Origin of the sequence: Trinickia mobilis, from assembly GCF_017315705.1 — a bacterium.
GTDB classification, from domain to species: Bacteria; Pseudomonadota; Gammaproteobacteria; order Burkholderiales; family Burkholderiaceae; genus Trinickia_A; species Trinickia_A mobilis.
The window spans coordinates 255,873-271,905 of the sequence record NZ_JAFLRF010000001.1; the positions used below are offsets into that span (position 1 = coordinate 255,873).

The window sequence follows — 16,033 nt, forward strand, 5'->3', positions numbered from 1 at the left end:
ATCCGGCGTCAACGCATCAGGATGGAACTTCCGAAGGTCCTTCGACATGCTTAGCAAACGATTCCTCGTAAATGTGTCTCTTATATTTATCGGCTTCGTATGCAGAAGACAGGCAAGCGGAATGACGCTCCTCTGTTTGGCAGCGGCTATGTCTCACGCCAAGATGGATGTTACGGAATTCCTCGGTACTGAGCGCGAGTCGCGTACATCAAAGCCAAGTCGACAAAAGCACGAGCCCGTCCAGTCAGAAAGTCGCGGTTCGGATACACAAGCGATATGGTCATGTCATCGTCAAGCAGGGGATACGCATCGAGGAGGTGCACCAATGTACCTTGCCGCAATTCGTTTTCGATCAGACATTCGGGGAGCAGAGCAATGCCCGCTCCGACCAGCGCCAACTGCTTTTGCATCATCCGACTATCTGCGACAAACGATTCGTTGACCCGGACGCGATGCTCCCTCTCACCTTTGAAACACCACCGTTTTCCCCTTCCTCGGGTTGCAAATCCAATCATTCGATGCGAACCCAGATCATCGGGCCGGAGCGGCGCATGCGAGCGGACAAGATATGAGGGCGCCGCAACGGGCACCAAACGCGAGCGAATCAACGCACGTGAAACGTGTGTGGCCGATGTAACCAGTTCGTCGATCAGTATTCCCACATCGAACCTGCCTTCAAGCAGATTTACCTCACTCTCTGTCGACGTCACACACAGCGACACGTCAGGATAGCGGGCCCGATATTCGGCGAATAGCGCCGCAAATCCTTGCTGGGCGAGGCCACTGAGTATGACCACGCGAAGTTCGCCGGCGAATTCCGTCGAGGCGCGCGTCGCACACGCTTCAACTTCGGCCAGGTTCGAAAGCAATGTTCGACATCCGCACGCGTATTGCTCACCGACGTCGGTCACAAGCGTTCTGCGAGTCGACCTCTGAAGTAGCTTGACGCCGAGATGCGATTCAAGGTCATCGACATAACGGGTAACGCGCGCCGGCGAAAGATTGAGTTGCTTGGCGGCCGCGGAAAAGTGCTGAGTATCGACAACCCTGAGGAAGACCCGCATCGCGCTAAACAGATGATTCACAATATCGGCAAGTTGGCGTTTGAGAAGATGCGTTGCTTGCGCACTGCATTTGCATTCGATGCTGCGATAGGTCCTATCTACCCGCGTATTCCCAGGCAGGCTTGCGATGATCAAGTGCTTTCGGGGGGGCTATAGCGCGGAAACCCGTGTCGTGCGAGAAGGCGACGAAGTTTGATTGATTCACGCGCAATACGGCCCCCGGTTGCATTGACCCTGCCCGGGAATAAACTGAGCGTCAAGGGTCACGTCAGCTTCCAAAATACACTGTGCAGAAGCTTGCTGGACCGACGCAGGGCGGGGTCGTCTCACGCTGATCCGATTGCCCATTCGAACCGCGAACGACTGCGTGCGTCGAACCAGCCGTTGCGCCGCGCGCTTCGCCCAATCCTGCCTGCTGCGCGTCAGCCTCCTGCGTTGCTGCGGCGGGTTGACCTTGCGCGTGCTGAAGGTCCGTCTGCGCGCTCGTCTGCGCCGCTGCGACTGAAATCGTGCCAACAGATGCAAGAATGATTGCTGACAGGTACAACATCGATTGCTTCTTCATTTTCAATTCCTTCCACAAAGACTGAATGTTTACGCTATCGATTGATCAATTGGCAAACCTACCGAAAAGAAAGGCTCTTTGACAGTGCTACACGATTCATTCTGCGAAGAACTTTTCCTCTTGATTATCGGATGCCATTGAAAACCGACGAGGGGAAGCATGAATCAACCGGCTCACAAAGTCCAAGGCGAAATATCGATCTATACCATTAGGTAAACCGATGATCTAGCGATCAAGGCAATGATCAGGCGCCATCGGTGTGAGCTGGACGTCGCCCCTAGCAGTCCTCCGCAGAGAAGATGACCCTCAACTTCATGCCCTCTCATCACTTGCATGACGGCTGCCATAAGCTAAACCGATCGTCGTATTCGGAAATCCGCCTTGGACGTTCTTGAGGGCATCAGGCACAATTCCCAGCGTCGCAATCACGTGGGACTCGAATCATCTATCCGGGTCCGTTATAGACCCCTTTTTGTTCGAATTCGAGTCGCTAGGCTCAATAAAGCGAGCGGCGCGGATGTGTTGGAAATGCCTGCAACTATCGCACTTTTCGTGTGGAGTTTTTCTCACCACACCGACCGTTCCTCCGCGTATCTCAGCGCCCGCGTACGTCACGCGAAACCGCAAATGCGCCTCCTTCGAGCGGATGCCCCGCGTCGGTCACCGTCAATCGCTCGACACCATCGCTAGTCGTTTCCCCAAAGGATTCCTCGTGCCTCACGCCTCTGCCGCCCCGCTCCGCTCGCGGGATTCGTTAGCCATCGATTCTGAAAAGTTGTTTTTCTCACTTGGCTCTTTTTTTGCGGCAGCGCTTGTGCTAATCATCGCATTCACTGCGAGCTTGCCTCGACCATGGTGGGCACTTCTGACCGTCTATGTCACGGCACAGCCGATGGCGGGCGCGTTTCGCCCCCGAATGCTTTATCGTCTTGCCGGTATTGCTACGGGCGCCATCGTCACCATCCTGATCGCGCCCAACCTGCAGAACTCCCCTGTCCTCTTGGTGTTTTGCCTCGCAATCTGGATCGGTCTTTGCATCTATCTCGCAGTACTCGATCGCACACCGCGTGCGTTCCTCTTCCAGATGGCAGCATTCAGTTCGGCGGTCATCTCCTTTCCCTATCTGGACGACCCTTCGAATATTTTCACGACGACAATTTCTCGCGTCGAGGAAATGACCGTCGCCATTCTTTGCGTGACCATCGTGCACCGGATCCTTCGACCTGTCGACATCCGCGCGGTGATTCACAAGCGCGCACTCTCCTTTTTGACCGACGCCTGCCGCTGGACGGCAGAATCCTTCGGCGTCCATCATACGCGGCTCGAGTATGAGCACCGCCGCAAACTGGCGGCCGACGTGACAGAGCTCGGCATGATGGCTGTCAATCTAAGCTTCGACCAGCGATTTGCCCATGCGACGCGCGCCACAGTGACGGATTTGCAGCACCGTCTCGCGGTCCTGCTTTCGATCGCGTCCGCGGCCGCCAATCGGCTCGATCAGTTGCGCTCGCTGAACGCGGTCGACGAGGAGACCGAGGAACTAGTCGGCGCCGTGATCGACAGCCTCAATGCGTCGCAGGAAGTCGGCGAGACACTGGACGACGACCTGGTGTCCCGTTGCCGGGCACTGGCCGCGAAGCACCTGCGCAGCCGCCAGTGGACTTCGCTGCTCGCGGCGAACCTGTTCGAGCGTACCGCCGAATTCATCGAGACGCTGCACGTGGCGCGCAGCCTCGTGCGGGCCTTCACGGAAGGCGAGCTCGACCATCGACTCCGGATTCAGCTCGCCAACGGCGCCGACGACTTTCCGCTCGCGCGCGATCATGGTGTCGCGCTGCTTGCCGGCGCTGCGATGACGACAGCCATCATGATCTATTGCGCTGTGTGGATCCTGCTTGCGTGGCCCAACGGTGCAGCAACGGCGGCTTTCGCGGCGCTGGTCACCTGCTCGTTCGCCGCGCAGGACGATCCCGCGCCGGCGATAGGACGGTATCTGTTTGCAACGCTGACGACATTTCCACTGGCCGCCCTGTATCTGTTCGTGATCCTGCCGCGTGTCGATGGGGCGTTCATGCTCATCCTGACGCTCGCGCCTGCACTTGTGTGGATGGGCTATATCCAGGCCGACCCGGCGCGCGGGGCGCGTGCATTGCCCATGCTCTCGTGCTTCATCGTCGCAATGGGTTTTCTCGACCGGTTTCAGGCGGACTTTGCGGTGTTCGTCAATACCGGGCTCGCGCAGGTCGGAGGGATCGTGACCACGCTCGTCGTCACCAGACTGTTTCGATCCGCGAATTCGCGCTGGACGGCATATCGGATCGTGCGCCGGAACTGGGCGGACCTCGCGCAGCTGGCGGACCCGCAGCAGCCTCTTGCCGCACGGGCGTGGACGGCGCAGGCGGTCGACCGGCTCGGCCAGGTGGCCGCACGCATGGCGCTGGCGAGCGCCGACGACGCACTGCACGCAGCCGATGGTCTGAGCGATCTACGCGTGGGCCGCAATATCATCCGGGCGCGACAAGATCTGGAGAATCGCGACGCAGCTACACGCGCCGCAATCGAAGCTGCACTCGGCGAAGTGTCGAAGCTCTTTCGCGCAAGGCTGGCTGCTCATCATCCGCTGCCCGGCACGAACGTATTGCTCGACACGCTCGACCATGCCATCGAGGTGATCGCCGGCCAGCCGGCACGGCACGAAGACCCCGCCCTGATGGCACTCGTCGGCATGCGCTGCAATCTCTTCCCTCATACGTATTCGACTGGAGGCACCGCTCGATGATCGAGGAGATCCGCCTTTTCGGAGTCTATATGCCGTCGGCGTTGTTCTGGGCTGCAATCGCGCTGGCCGTTACGTTTCTGTTGCGCGGAGTTTTGCTGCGCTTTCCCTTGCGCCAGTTGCTCTGGCATCCCGCATTGATCGACCTGGCGGCATTCTTCCTGCTTTGGTGGGGAATCACACGCTTCGCCGACGCCTTCTTTCCCCACGGTTTCATCTCCTGACATGCAGCCATTTTCCAGTCTCACCCGCACCGGCCTGACCGTGACGATCATCCTGGGCATCCTGGCCGCAATCTATGGACTGTGGATACGCTATCAAATCGAACCGCTCACGCGCGACGGCAAGGTACGGGCGGACATCGTTCCAATCGCCCCCGACATCAGCGGGCTCGTCACGGAAGTGCGCGTGCGCGACAACGAAACGGTCAGGAAGGGGCAAGTTCTGCTGGTGATCGACCCGTCACGCTACACGATCTCGCTGGACCAGGCCAAAGCGAATCTTCAGAGCCAGCAGGCCGACCTGGCCGAGGCAATACGGGAAGACCAGCGTAACCGCTCGTTGCCCGACGTCGTTGCGACGGAATCGACGCAGCAAGGCACGGCGCGGGTCGAGAAGCTGCGCGCCGCAGTCGCCCAGGCTCGGGCGGCGCGCGATCTGGCTGCACTGAATCTCGAGCGCACGCTCGTGCGCGCGCCGGTCGACGGCACGGTGACCAACGTGGGACTGTTGCCGGGCACCTATCTCACTGCGGGCAAGGGCGCAATGGCGCTCGTCGATGACGAGTCGTTGAGAGTGGAAGGCTATTTCGAGGAAACCAAGCTGCCGGCCATTCACGTCGGCGACCCCGCGAGCGTCTATCTGATGGGCGTGGCGAACGAGATTCGCGGCCATGTGCAAAGCATTGCCGGCGGCGTGCAGGATCGCGAACGCGAAGGCGGCGACGCACAGCTCGCCAACGTGAATCCGTCGTTCACCTGGGTGCGTCTCGCCCAGCGCATTCCGGTGCGCATCGCCGTCGATTCGATACCTCCCGGCATGCGCCTCGTGCCAGGCCAGACCGCATCTGTGGAGATTCACTCCCGTGCGGGCGATGTCGTGGTGCGCAGGAGCCTGCCATGGTAAGCGCGCGCGTGATGATTACAGCAGCGATCTGTGCTGCGTGCGCAGCATGTGCAGAGGTCGGTCCGGACTACAAAATCCCGCCGCAGGCACTGGTCGACGCACCAGCTGCGAACGACGCGTTCGTTTCCGGCGCATCGGTCGCGACGGACGCTCCTGTGCCTGACCAATGGTGGCGTCTCTTCGACGATCCGGTTCTCGACCGCCTCATTGAAAACGCGCTCGCCAGCAACGTCGATCTCAAGGCTGCAGAGGCCAACCTCGAGCGCAGCGACGCGCTGCTCGCGGCAGCCCGTACGAGCCGCGAACCGGACATAATGGCGGACGCCTCCACCAATTACACGCAGCAGTCCGCAGCAGCCGTGCTCTCGCATGTCGAGCCGCCCAGGCACGAGATCTACAACATGGGCATCACGATCAGCTACGACCTCGATCTTTTTGGGGGAATCCGCCGGGGTATCGAAGCGGCTAGCGCCGATCAAGAGGCCGTCGTCGCAGCGCGGGACCTCGTACGCATCAACGTTGCCGCAGAAACGGCTCGCGCGTACTCGGATCTATGCAACGCCGGCAATCAGATCGACATCCTGCAGCAGCAGATAGCGGTTCAACAACGGCGCCTCGCGCTCACCCGCGAATTGATTGCACACGGCCGCACGCCCGCTTTCGCTCAGGACCGCGAGCAAGGCGCGTTAGAGGATAGTCGCGCGCAGCTCGCCCCGCTCCAGGCGCGCAGGCTCAACGCCGCATTTCGCCTTGCCACGTTGATGGGCCAGCCGCCCTCACAGTACGACAAGAGCCTGCTCGCCTGCCACACGCCGCTTCAGTTGAAGACCTTGCTTCCGACCGGCGACGGACGCGCTTTGCTCAGCCGGCGTCCCGATGTTCGCGCTGCGGAGCGGCACCTCGCCGCTGCGACGGCGGAGATCGGCGTGCAAACAGCGGCGCTCTATCCCGACATCAAACTGGGCGCGTCGATTGGATCGACCGGCGGTGCCGCCAGCTTCGCCACACCGCTCACAAACCGCTTCGCCGTTGGTCCCATGGTGAGCTGGGACTTGCATCGTAGCGCGATCCGCGACCGTATCGCGGCCGCTCGCGCACAAAGCCGTGTGAGCCTCGCGCAATTTGACAGCACAGTGCTCGGCGCACTGCGCGAGACGGAAACGTCGCTCGATAATTACGCCGCCGCGCTGGAACGGCTGCAGCGGCTCGATTCAGCTCGTGACGCTGCGCGCGCGGTCGACGAGCGCACCGAACAATTATGGCTCGGCGGGAAAGTCGGCGGCCTGGAAGCGCTGGACGCGCAGCGCACCCGGCTTTCCGCCGAAAGCGCAGATGCGATCGCGCAAATGGACGTCAATAATGACCAGATTGCAACGTTTCTGGCACTCGGGGGTGGGTGGCAATGAATCCGTCAGCGAACCCGCCGAGATTGCTTTGCATGCCTGCAATTGATCTTACTTTTACCCGATGTTCGAAAATTGCCCTCTCGCGCTGTACCGAATCGACCCGCCATCGGCCCCGAAATCGGGTCTGCCCCCTCCAGCCCCGGGTTCAAAGGGAGTCCACCGGCGATGGCGAGGCAGCTATAGTAAAGAATCAACCCATTTCCCCACGGAACAGGCAGTCCATGCAGCGCAATCCTCTCCTTCGTAACATCAGTTATCTGCTCGCAGTCGACCAGCATCGCAACTTTACGCGCGCAGCAGATGCACTCTGCGTTTCCCAGTCGGCCCTTTCGCAAAAGGTTCGGCAATTGGAGGAAGAGCTTGGGGTGCAATTGTTTGACCGTAGCGGGAGAGTCGTGCGACCGACCGATTTCGGCACTGTTTATCTCGAGTACGCGCGCCGTGCTTACAACGACCTGCTTACTGCCCAGCGCGCCATGCAGGATGTTCACGATCTGTCGCGTGGACAGTTGCGTCTCGCCTTTACCCCAACCTTTACCGAGTATCTCGTCGCCCCGGTGATCGAGCATTTCCACGAGAAGTACCCCGGCATCGTCATCGAAATGACCGAAATGTCGCTGGATGCAGTGGAAGGCGCACTGGTCGACGACCGGGTCGATCTAGCATTCGGTTTCACCGACGTGCGCTCCGACGAGATCGACGCCGAGCCGCTTTTTTCCGAACAATTGATGCTCGTAGTCGCAAAGAGTCATCCTCTAGCGAAGCAACCAATGTCAATCTCGCCATCACAGTTATCGAAGATTCCACTAGCACTCCTGACCATGGGCTTCGTATCGCGTTTCTATGTCGACAGCTATTTTCAGTCCCGCAACATACAACCCACTGTCGCATTGCAGGCGAATTCAATCAGCGCGGTCCTAAAGATCGTCAGTTGCGGAAAGATAGCGACAATATTGCCGAGCACCATCGAGTTCGAGCATCGCAATCTTCAGAACGTTTCACTGGATCCACCGTTTCCGGTTCGTACTGCCGCTCTTCTCAGATCACGGCGGGCGTACCGGTCCGCAGCAGCAACCGCCTTCGCTGCGGTGGTTCTCGGTCTGCTCAGCAACAACGGATGCCTGGCGTCGCTGCGCACGTTCACGAAGCGTATCGGTAATCCAACTATCTCTACCGCTTGTTGACCTCCCTCATGCCAGTCAGAAAATATCCTAAGCCCGTCTCCGGCGAACAGACCGCCTCGAGCGCTACGTGCGACACTTCGATCGCCCACGCGTCGTCCCCTAAACAGACGGTAGCCTCTGCTCGAAAAAACAAGGTGCGAATAATCATCTCTATTGACCCTGATCTTCTTGCCACGCTCGACAGTGTGGCCAGGCGAAAGGGACTCAGCCGGTCGGGATCCATATCACTCGCATGCTCCGATCTGATCGATCGGGAGCAGTAACGTATCCGCCGTTAGAATCCGAGGTTAAAAACCGCTGCGCTTCTTGTGCCTGGGCGAACTGCTCGGCCGTCAGATATCCTCGCGGGCTGCAAGACCGATCGGTGTTGTACTCGCGGATGCCAGGCGGGCGCGAGCCGTTAGTCTCTCAATGTGAAAACATTCGTACCGATACCGCTGAGAAATCCGTAAGCTATTCGGCGCCGCCCGTTCCTTTTATCCTAGAACGTGTGCCTTATCCCAAGATTTCCCCCGACCGTGGTTCCCGGTACTCCGGTCAAAAAGCCAAGGTCGGATACAGCAAGCCCAGTCTTCATGTCACCATGGTTGGAGACCGTTCCAATTTGCCCATACAGCACGGTTCGCTTGGACAGGGAGTATTCCACCCCCGCCGCCGCCATCAGAGAGTGGTTGGCGGTGTCGTCGCGGTCGCTGGTGTACCACACACCCGAGTTCACGTTGACGGAAGGCGTCACCTGATATTTGATACCTCCGCCGTAGATATTGTCGTTATGCGATCCTGCGACCCTGTAGTTCACAAACGAACCCTTAATGGTCAATGATTCGAATGTATAGGATGCTCCCACCGTTCGCCCCTCGAATTGGCGAGTACTTGGAAACAGAGTCTGTACCGTTCCGCCGCTGTTGCCGTCATAGATCGCTGCGTTGAGCAGGACGGCGCCGTTCTGGTATTTGAGGCTGGCAGACCATTGGCGTCCCGCAGAAAAGCTGCCTGCCTGGCCCCCCAGGGCAAGCATCACGCTACCTTGAAAGCCCGCCAACTCGGGGCTCGTATAGGACACCGCATTGGAATTGAAGGCACCTGTAACATTTACGTTGCTGATGTACAACTCGAGGGCACTGCCGAACTCCGAATACTGACGCGGATCCGATTCGGCCAACGTGACGAAGAACGGCGAATACTGCACACCCCCCTTTATCTCGCCATAGGGACCGCTCAGCCCTACCCAGGCTTGCCGCCCGAAAAAATTGCCGTTTGAACTCTTGAAGCTGCCGTCGGCGACGCTGATCCCACTTACGAGCATAAACTCCGCCCGCGACCCCGAACCCAGGTCCTCCTTTCCTGCCATGCCAAAAGACGAGGGACCCACACCGCTATCGACCAACGCGAACGTCTTCCCTGCGTTGCCCCCCTTTGAGCTTGCTGTCTTGCTCGAATACTCGAATGCTGCGTCCGTCACTCCAAATAACGTGACACTCGACTGTGCGCACGCAGTGGCAGTGTTGAACATGAGGATGACGGGCGCTACAAGCTTCAACCTGTTAACCTCCATCTGTCTTGTCTCCTTGTATTATTTGTCGTATAACTAATTAATTTGTACGGCATACCGAGAAATCCTGGTGGACCTGCGCTCGCCGCAGGCGTGGACTTTCATCCGCTTGGTCCCGATGATCGGTACGTGCCGGTCAGTTGTGTTTTTCGGTCAGCGCGTCGAGTACCTATCGTCGACTCCGCGCTCCATATCCTCTCGACTATGGAAACAGCAAAATCGTAACGTGCCTCGATTGGGCGGCGTCAAACACCTGCACCCGCCCATGCGTGCTCAAGCAGTTCGCCCAGCGCCACGGATTCGACCGGACGTGGATTGCCATAGGGATTCGAAAGTGCTTGCTTGACCGCGTGCGTTATGCCTTCGTGCGGCATACCGATATCACGCAGAGCGAGCGGAACGCGGCAGTCGCGTTCGTGCCATGACCGAATACGACCCGCGCCGGCAGCGTCTGATAGACAAAAGAATCCGGCATGATCTGGTTGCGTCGACGAATGAGACAAACGCGTGGTTACAGAAGAGTACAGGCCTCGTCGAACGCAAGACGCGGCAAACGCGCTAGCACCTTGCCCGGATCTCCATAGCCAAGGTTGCAAAGGAAATTGACTCTGACGTTCCCCTCCGGGAAGAATTCGTCGTTGATTTTTTGGGCGTCGAAACCCGACATCGGTCCACAGTCCAACCCGAGTGCGCGCGCAGCGAGAATCAGGTAGGCACCCTGCAACGTACCGTTGCGAAATGCCGTGCTTTCAATGAGCGCTTCGTTGTCTGCGAAAATCGTGCGGGCATCAGCACGATGCGGAAACAACTCGCGCAGGTGGTCATAAAAGCGACGATCGTAGGCCACGATCACACACACCGGGGCGCTGCGCATCTTGTCCATATTCCCCGGTGCCAACGCCGGCAGCAGGCGCGCCTTGGCTTCCGGCGTACGCAGGAACACGAAACGCGCTGGAGAGGTGTTCATGCTCGTCGGTCCGAATTTGGCCAGATCGTAAAGTGCTTGCAACTGCGCATCTGTAACCGCCTTGCCGCGCCAGCCGTTTTGCGTGCGGGCACTGCGGAACAGGGTATCGAGTGCGTCTGAGGACAGTGTATTCAACATGTTGATCATCCAGGGTAAGCGCAGGTCTTCCCGTACAGGTTAGGGGCGGTAATTCCACATCACGATGTGCTTGATCATTGGACTATCTGCTTTAGTCGATGCGCCAATTGCCGGCAACGGAGCGGCGTTCCGACGATCTATGCGGCGCACCTTGACGCGCGTCCCCAGTCTTCGCGCGATTGAGAACGAAAGTAAAGTCGAGTGTGCTAAACGGCGTGTCGATGCTTGTGCCATCAGGCGCCTTGCCCGGTTCGTGGCGTTTCCAATCGGTAATCAGCGACGAACGCACGCCGAAGACGGCGTCCGAGTCGAGGTATTGATCGCCGGCGCGGAAAACGTGTGTGATGAGACGTTCGTAGCCGGGCGCTTCAATCATGAAGTGCAGGTGAGCGGGTCGCCACGGATGCCGGCCAAGCGCCTCAAGCATCCGGCCCACAGGCCCGTCGTAGGGAATCGGGTAGGATTCCGCCGTGATCGAGCGAAAGCGGAATGACCCATCCTCGAGACTGCGCAGTGTGCCGCGGCCCTGATTAGTCGCCCCCCCGGTGTATTGCACATCGTAGAAGCCATCCGAATCGGCCTGCCAAACCTCGATGCGCGCATGGGGCACGGGTTCGCCAGCAAGCCCGGTCACCCGTCCGGTCACGAAACACGGCTCTCCCTTTGCACCGTTCGCGACGTCGTCACCGTTTTCGTACTCGGGTGAATTTGCGACGAAGAACGGTCCAAATACGGTCGACTCCGTGCAACCGGCCGGCTTGCGGTTGTTAAGCGCCGTCACCAACATCGAAAGACCCAGCGTATCCGATAGCAGAATAAACTCCTGCCGCTTGTCATCCGTGATATGGCCGACGTCCGTGAGAAACTGGATGCCCTGATACAACTCATCCTCAGTCAGCTCAACGTCACGCGCAAACGCGTGCAAATGCTGAATGACGCTCGTCATGATCCGCTTGAGCCGAGGATTATTCGCCCCTTCGTGATACGCGAGGGCGATTTGCGTAATGGTGTCTTCGTCGACGTTTCGCATGCTGCCTCCTGGTAATCTGGACATTCGGTTAAAAATAGTAGCCGACAGCCAGGAGCCGCTCCATTCCGTTTCGGCATAGTCTCCATGACGCTCAATACATAGAGCAAGAACGGTGATGAGAGTAATGTGGCTCAAGCCAAACGCGCAGGGTTCCGCGCGATACCTCGGGTAGCAAGCGCGAGACGGGGCGATCCGATCCGTTTCGCGCGCATCTCCAGCCTATTCGAGGCCGGAACCAACCAGGAGACGTGTGATGACTCAAGTGAACCTTGATCGGTCAGGCACAAGCACGCCTAAACGAACACGCGCATCGTCCGAGATTGGGAGAGAAGTTATTTTTTCCAATGCATCCGATTGATCTGAAAAGGAGCCATTTTTCAATGCACATGATTGACCAGACTTATGTGAGTCGTAGTATCCGGGAAGAAATAATCGCGGATGTTACTGATCGGGAAGGATTTTCCCAAAAGCACGAATATCAGATCAGCCCTGAAGTGGAGGTGACATCATGCCCGTCGCGCTAATCACTGGAGCCAGCCGGGGCATCGGTGCGGTTACTGCGTCGACTCTGGCCCAACACGGATACCGAGTGGTCGTCAACCACCGCGACAGCGCCCCCCAGGCCGAAGAGGTGGTCGCGACTATCGGCGCGGCGGGTGGCGAAGCTGTGGCGATTAAAGCCGACGTGACGGTGCCTGACGATGTCACCCGCATGGTCGATGAAATCAATAAGCGATGGGGCGGGATAGACGTTCTCGTGCACAACGCGTTGACCCCGTATGCGGTTACCTCGTTCGCCGAGTTGAGCTGGGAGCAACTCGGCGGCAAGGTGGACACCGAGCTGCGTGCCGCATTCCTGACAACGAAGGCTGTTGTACCTGGAATGATGTCTCGTCGCCACGGGCGACTGATTTATCTGACTGCGCTACTGTCCCGCCACCCGCGTAACGGGATGATCACGCTAGGCACCGCCAAGGCGGCAATGGACCAGTTCGTGCGGTATGTCGCTTTGGAACTGGCGCCGCACGGGATCACCGCGAACCTCGTCGCACCGACTACGGTCGAGGGTGCCACGTCGGCCGGCCTGATCACACCCGAGCGCTTGCGCGCGATCGCAGCGGCCATACCGATGCGACGGATCGCGCGTCCCACCGAGGTGGCCAAAACTGTGGCGTTCCTGGCAAGTGAGGATTCTGGCTTCACCACCGGCCACTACATTCCGGTCAGCGGCGGCTTCGGGATGGAGTGAACATAACAAGCAAGGGAATCGTCCGGGTGTGGAAATGACTTTTCCAAAGTACCCGATTGATCTGAAAGAGGAGATATTTGCAAATGCACTCGATTGATTTGACTTATGTGGGAAGTGGGATTCACGAAGAACTGGTCGCGCATGTGGCCGATCAAGAGGGATATTTCGAGGATGAAGGTGTCCACGTCGCCCTGCGGGACGGGGCCGTGTGGCCGACGCACCGGGTGCGCGGCGGCGCAACCATCGGCCTCGGCCGCGCTTTGTTGTCACGAATGGCCGATGGCATCGAGTGGACGGTCCTCGCCGCCAACACCCATCGTCCGCTGTTTTGGTTCCTCGGGCGTGGCGAAATCAAATCGATGGACGACCTTCGAGGGCGACGACTGGCGGTCCACGGCGCGCGCACCGCCCCCGGTTGCTTCGCGCGGATCGTGCTGCGCAAGCACGGACTGGATCCCGATCGCGACCTGCAATGCCTGGAGCGAATCCCGGGTGACTACCAGATGGACTTGCGACGCCTTCGCGACGGATCGATCGACGCGGCCTATGTGGGTAGTACGTTATCCCCCGAACAGGTCGCCAACGAGGAAGGACTTACGGTGCTGTGCTGGGTAGGCGACCACCTCCAGATCCCCACAGTGGGAATCGCCGTGGATCCTGCGCGCATCCCACTGCACGACCCGGCCCTGCAGGGTCTGGTGCGGGCCAACAAGCGAGCACTTCGAACGATCGCCGAACAGCCTGAACTGGCAGTCGAACACATCGCCTCGTTCCATAATCGACTGACCATCGAGGAAGCACAGCAACATTACGAGCGCTATATCCACCCGTATTTCACAACCGACGGCCGGGTGAATCTCGCTGTTGCCCAGCAGGGGGTTACCGAAGTTGCCAACGAACTAGGCATCCCTGCGGGTACTGTCGACCAGATGTACCTCCCTGCCCTGTGATCTCCTCTTGCAGAGCATCTCGGACGCCGGCGTCGATGGACGAACGGCGTCCGAAAACAAAGCTTCCCGGCTTCACGTCGTGATCGAAGCCGATAGCTGCGCCTGCCCTACCCTCTCGAGTGCGTCGACAAATTGCATGGTGACCTGGGCACCCCGTTCATAATCGGCATACGGAGCAAAACAGCGACGAATCCCCCCCTCGCTCCGAATGCTCACGTATTCTGGAAGCGTGACACCGTCCCGGCTGCGCAGAAGAACCGAATACTGTCCGACGCGCGGAATGCACATCCCGGCCGGCAAGTGCAATTCGCCGCTCACCCCCGCTTTACATTCCAGTTCGTGATGTCTTCCGAGCAACTGTGCTGAGCGCCGTACGTCGCCGTCAAGAATCAATCGGCGAATAACCGTCGACGAAGCCGGTTCGGTACTTTGATCATCGAACGCTGCGTGCAAAGCCACAGGATGGACGCTGAAATTCGCGGACTCTCCAAGTCGTGCCAAATATTCGACCGTCCCTACGCGTGCCTTTCCGCAAACAAAATTTTTGCCGACCACCAGCGCGCGCATCCCCAACTGCTCGACAAGCGTACCCTGCACGAAGTCATCGGCTGTCTGCTCCCGCCGATACTGATCAAAGGGCATCAACAACGCGCGATCGACACATCCGGTCGATGCCAGAAGCTCGAGGCGTCGCTGCACGCTCACCAGCAGGGGCAGTGCCTTGTCCGGCTGCAGCACCCGCCGCGGATGCGGATCGAAGGTGACGACGACAGCAGGCACTCCGTAAAGCTTCGCCGTTTCACGCAGCCTCTCAAGCACGCGCCGATGACCGCGGTGTACGCCGTCGAATACGCCAATCGAAATCACGCATCCTCGCTTCATTGTGTTCATGGTCGCGCTCCATAGCGGGTGTGTAAGCGGATCATAGAAGGCAATGAAGGCGCGATCCATCTACCCTGTTGAATGGGCTCAATAACGCCCAGGAATAGACTGTCAATTGCCTGTCTGGCAAAACAGCTGCTTCACGACGGTTCGGATCCACTGATTGCCCGGATCGCGATGTACGCGGTCATGCCAGTACTGCGCAATCTGAACCTTAGGGAAATCGAGCGGCGGCTCGACGAGTTGAAGGCCGCACTCGCGGCCCATACTGAGCGCAAGCGAGCGGGGTATGGTCGCAATAACGTCCGTGCGCCGCGAGATCAATGCAGCGGACGAGAACGTCGGCACGCGGCACGCGATGTTTTCGCGCGGCACATGCGCCTCGATCAGACGTTCGACGGACACATGCTCATGCCCTGTGCCTACAGTCGACACGAGCGCATGCTTCTCGGCGATAAACGCCTCGCGCGTCGGCGTGACGCCGATACGCGGGTGGTCGCTGCGCGTCACACTTGCATAGCTTTCCGTCCACAGCGGCAACCGCCGGATGCCTGCCGCGAGCGATGGAAACGAACCAATCGCGATATCAATCAAGCCCGACTCCAGCCACTGGTCCAGATGCTGCGCGTCGCAGTGGATCGCCTGCACATTCACGCGCGGCGCGTGCTCAGCCAGATAGTTGAGCACCGGCGGCAGCATGTTCACAACACCCGCATCAACCACATGGATGTTGAATGTGCGTTCCGAGGTCGCGGGATTGAAGGCGGCATGTGACGAGCGCAACTGCCGGAAGTTGGTGAGGATCGATTTGACGGGCTCCGCGAGTTCGAGCGCCTTGGGGGTCGGCTCCATGCGCATCGACACGCGAATAAAAAGCGGATCGCCAAAATACACCCGCAGCCGCGCGAGCGTCTTGCTCAACGCGGGTTGTGTGACGTTCAGCACGTGTGCGGCTTTCGTAATGCTGTGCTCGGTCATCAGCACATCGAAGATTTGCAGGTGGTGAAAGTCGAGATCCGCCTCATTCCGTTGCGGAATAGTGTCCATGACGCGCCATCCATAGAGCTAAAGATTGGGTCAGTGTAATTTAGCTCAAACCGCAGACGCAGGGCACCGGGCAATACCCAGGGTAGCAGACAGGAGAT

At 59.0% G+C, this 16,033-nt stretch carries 13 protein-coding genes; 7 read left to right on the forward strand and 6 right to left on the reverse strand.

The genetic code is table 11. From position 1 onward, the window contains the following. Positions 1-170: 170 nt before the first annotated feature. The gene (locus tag J3489_RS01215) at positions 171-1,199 is read right to left on the reverse strand and encodes a LysR family transcriptional regulator (protein WP_206995365.1); all 1,029 of its coding nucleotides are present in this window, start codon (positions 1,197-1,199) and stop codon (positions 171-173) included. A gap of 1,076 nt (positions 1,200-2,275) precedes the next feature. On the opposite strand from J3489_RS01215, the gene J3489_RS01220 reads away from it, so the two are divergent. The 5 genes from J3489_RS01220 (at position 2,276) to cynR (ending at position 8,120) form a co-directional block, all read left to right on the forward strand. Continuing rightward, positions 2,276-4,408 (forward strand): FUSC family protein, encoded by a 2,133-nt coding sequence (locus J3489_RS01220; RefSeq protein ID WP_206995367.1) that lies wholly within the window; start codon positions 2,276-2,278, stop codon positions 4,406-4,408. Further along, positions 4,405-4,629, forward strand: coding sequence for a DUF1656 domain-containing protein (locus J3489_RS01225; protein WP_206995369.1), 225 nt, complete (start codon positions 4,405-4,407; stop codon positions 4,627-4,629). The genes J3489_RS01220 and J3489_RS01225 overlap by 4 nt, the downstream gene beginning before the upstream one ends. A gap of 1 nt (position 4,630) precedes the next feature. Further along, positions 4,631-5,530 (forward strand): efflux RND transporter periplasmic adaptor subunit, encoded by a 900-nt coding sequence (locus J3489_RS01230; RefSeq protein ID WP_206995371.1) that lies wholly within the window; start codon positions 4,631-4,633, stop codon positions 5,528-5,530. Next, positions 5,524-6,936, forward strand: coding sequence for an efflux transporter outer membrane subunit (locus tag J3489_RS01235; protein ID WP_206995373.1), 1,413 nt, complete (start codon positions 5,524-5,526; stop codon positions 6,934-6,936). The genes J3489_RS01230 and J3489_RS01235 overlap by 7 nt, the downstream gene beginning before the upstream one ends. A 221-nt stretch (positions 6,937-7,157) precedes the next feature. Further along, entirely contained in the window at positions 7,158-8,120 is a 963-nt protein-coding gene (gene cynR, locus J3489_RS01240) for a transcriptional regulator CynR (protein ID WP_206995374.1), read from the forward strand. Positions 8,121-8,601: 481 nt separating this feature from the next. On the opposite strand, the gene J3489_RS01245 is transcribed toward cynR, so the two are convergent. From J3489_RS01245 to J3489_RS01255, 3 genes are all read right to left on the reverse strand, one after another. Continuing rightward, complete coding sequence (locus J3489_RS01245) at positions 8,602-9,675, reverse strand: porin (protein WP_206995377.1); 1,074 nt, start codon at positions 9,673-9,675, stop codon at positions 8,602-8,604. Positions 9,676-10,183: 508 nt separating this feature from the next. Next, positions 10,184-10,777 carry a malonic semialdehyde reductase gene (locus J3489_RS01250; RefSeq protein ID WP_206995379.1) on the reverse strand — a complete coding sequence of 198 codons (594 nt, stop codon included), beginning with the start codon at positions 10,775-10,777 and terminating at the stop codon, positions 10,184-10,186. Between the two features lie 91 nt (positions 10,778-10,868). Then, positions 10,869-11,807 (reverse strand): intradiol ring-cleavage dioxygenase, encoded by a 939-nt coding sequence (locus tag J3489_RS01255; RefSeq protein WP_206996008.1) that lies wholly within the window; start codon positions 11,805-11,807, stop codon positions 10,869-10,871. A gap of 508 nt (positions 11,808-12,315) precedes the next feature. Between J3489_RS01255 and J3489_RS01260 the strand changes: the two genes are divergently transcribed. Next, the gene (locus tag J3489_RS01260) at positions 12,316-13,056 is read left to right on the forward strand and encodes an SDR family NAD(P)-dependent oxidoreductase (protein ID WP_206995381.1); all 741 of its coding nucleotides are present in this window, start codon (positions 12,316-12,318) and stop codon (positions 13,054-13,056) included. An 83-nt stretch (positions 13,057-13,139) separates the two neighbouring features. After that, the gene (locus J3489_RS01265; protein ID WP_206995383.1) at positions 13,140-14,006 is read left to right on the forward strand and encodes an ABC transporter substrate-binding protein; all 867 of its coding nucleotides are present in this window, start codon (positions 13,140-13,142) and stop codon (positions 14,004-14,006) included. A gap of 72 nt (positions 14,007-14,078) precedes the next feature. Here the strand turns inward: J3489_RS01265 and J3489_RS01270 are convergent, their stop codons facing one another. Together J3489_RS01270 and J3489_RS01275 are read right to left on the reverse strand one after the other, a co-directional pair. Beyond that, entirely contained in the window at positions 14,079-14,897 is an 819-nt protein-coding gene (locus tag J3489_RS01270; RefSeq protein ID WP_206995385.1) for an adenylyltransferase/cytidyltransferase family protein, read from the reverse strand. A gap of 102 nt (positions 14,898-14,999) precedes the next feature. Then, on the reverse strand, positions 15,000-15,935 hold the full coding sequence (locus tag J3489_RS01275) for a LysR family transcriptional regulator (protein ID WP_206995387.1): 936 nt from the start codon (positions 15,933-15,935) through the stop codon (positions 15,000-15,002). Between the last annotated feature and the right edge of the window lie 98 nt (positions 15,936-16,033).

What these genes read in the sequence shown, in the direction of transcription:
- J3489_RS01265 (WP_206995383.1), top strand. Translation starts at nt 13,140, where the DNA reads ATGCACTCGATTGATTTGACTTATGTGGGAAGTGGGATTCACGAAGAA.
- J3489_RS01245 (WP_206995377.1), bottom strand. Translation starts at nt 9,675, where the DNA reads ATGGAGGTTAACAGGTTGAAGCTTGTAGCGCCCGTCATCCTCATGTTC.
- cynR (WP_206995374.1), top strand. Translation starts at nt 7,158, where the DNA reads ATGCAGCGCAATCCTCTCCTTCGTAACATCAGTTATCTGCTCGCAGTC.
- J3489_RS01220 (WP_206995367.1), top strand. Translation starts at nt 2,276, where the DNA reads ATGCCCCGCGTCGGTCACCGTCAATCGCTCGACACCATCGCTAGTCGT.
- J3489_RS01225 (WP_206995369.1), top strand. Translation starts at nt 4,405, where the DNA reads ATGATCGAGGAGATCCGCCTTTTCGGAGTCTATATGCCGTCGGCGTTG.
- J3489_RS01230 (WP_206995371.1), top strand. Translation starts at nt 4,631, where the DNA reads ATGCAGCCATTTTCCAGTCTCACCCGCACCGGCCTGACCGTGACGATC.
- J3489_RS01255 (WP_206996008.1), bottom strand. Translation starts at nt 11,807, where the DNA reads ATGCGAAACGTCGACGAAGACACCATTACGCAAATCGCCCTCGCGTAT.
- J3489_RS01250 (WP_206995379.1), bottom strand. Translation starts at nt 10,777, where the DNA reads ATGTTGAATACACTGTCCTCAGACGCACTCGATACCCTGTTCCGCAGT.
- J3489_RS01275 (WP_206995387.1), bottom strand. Translation starts at nt 15,935, where the DNA reads ATGGACACTATTCCGCAACGGAATGAGGCGGATCTCGACTTTCACCAC.
- J3489_RS01270 (WP_206995385.1), bottom strand. Translation starts at nt 14,897, where the DNA reads ATGAACACAATGAAGCGAGGATGCGTGATTTCGATTGGCGTATTCGAC.
- J3489_RS01235 (WP_206995373.1), top strand. Translation starts at nt 5,524, where the DNA reads ATGGTAAGCGCGCGCGTGATGATTACAGCAGCGATCTGTGCTGCGTGC.
- J3489_RS01260 (WP_206995381.1), top strand. Translation starts at nt 12,316, where the DNA reads ATGCCCGTCGCGCTAATCACTGGAGCCAGCCGGGGCATCGGTGCGGTT.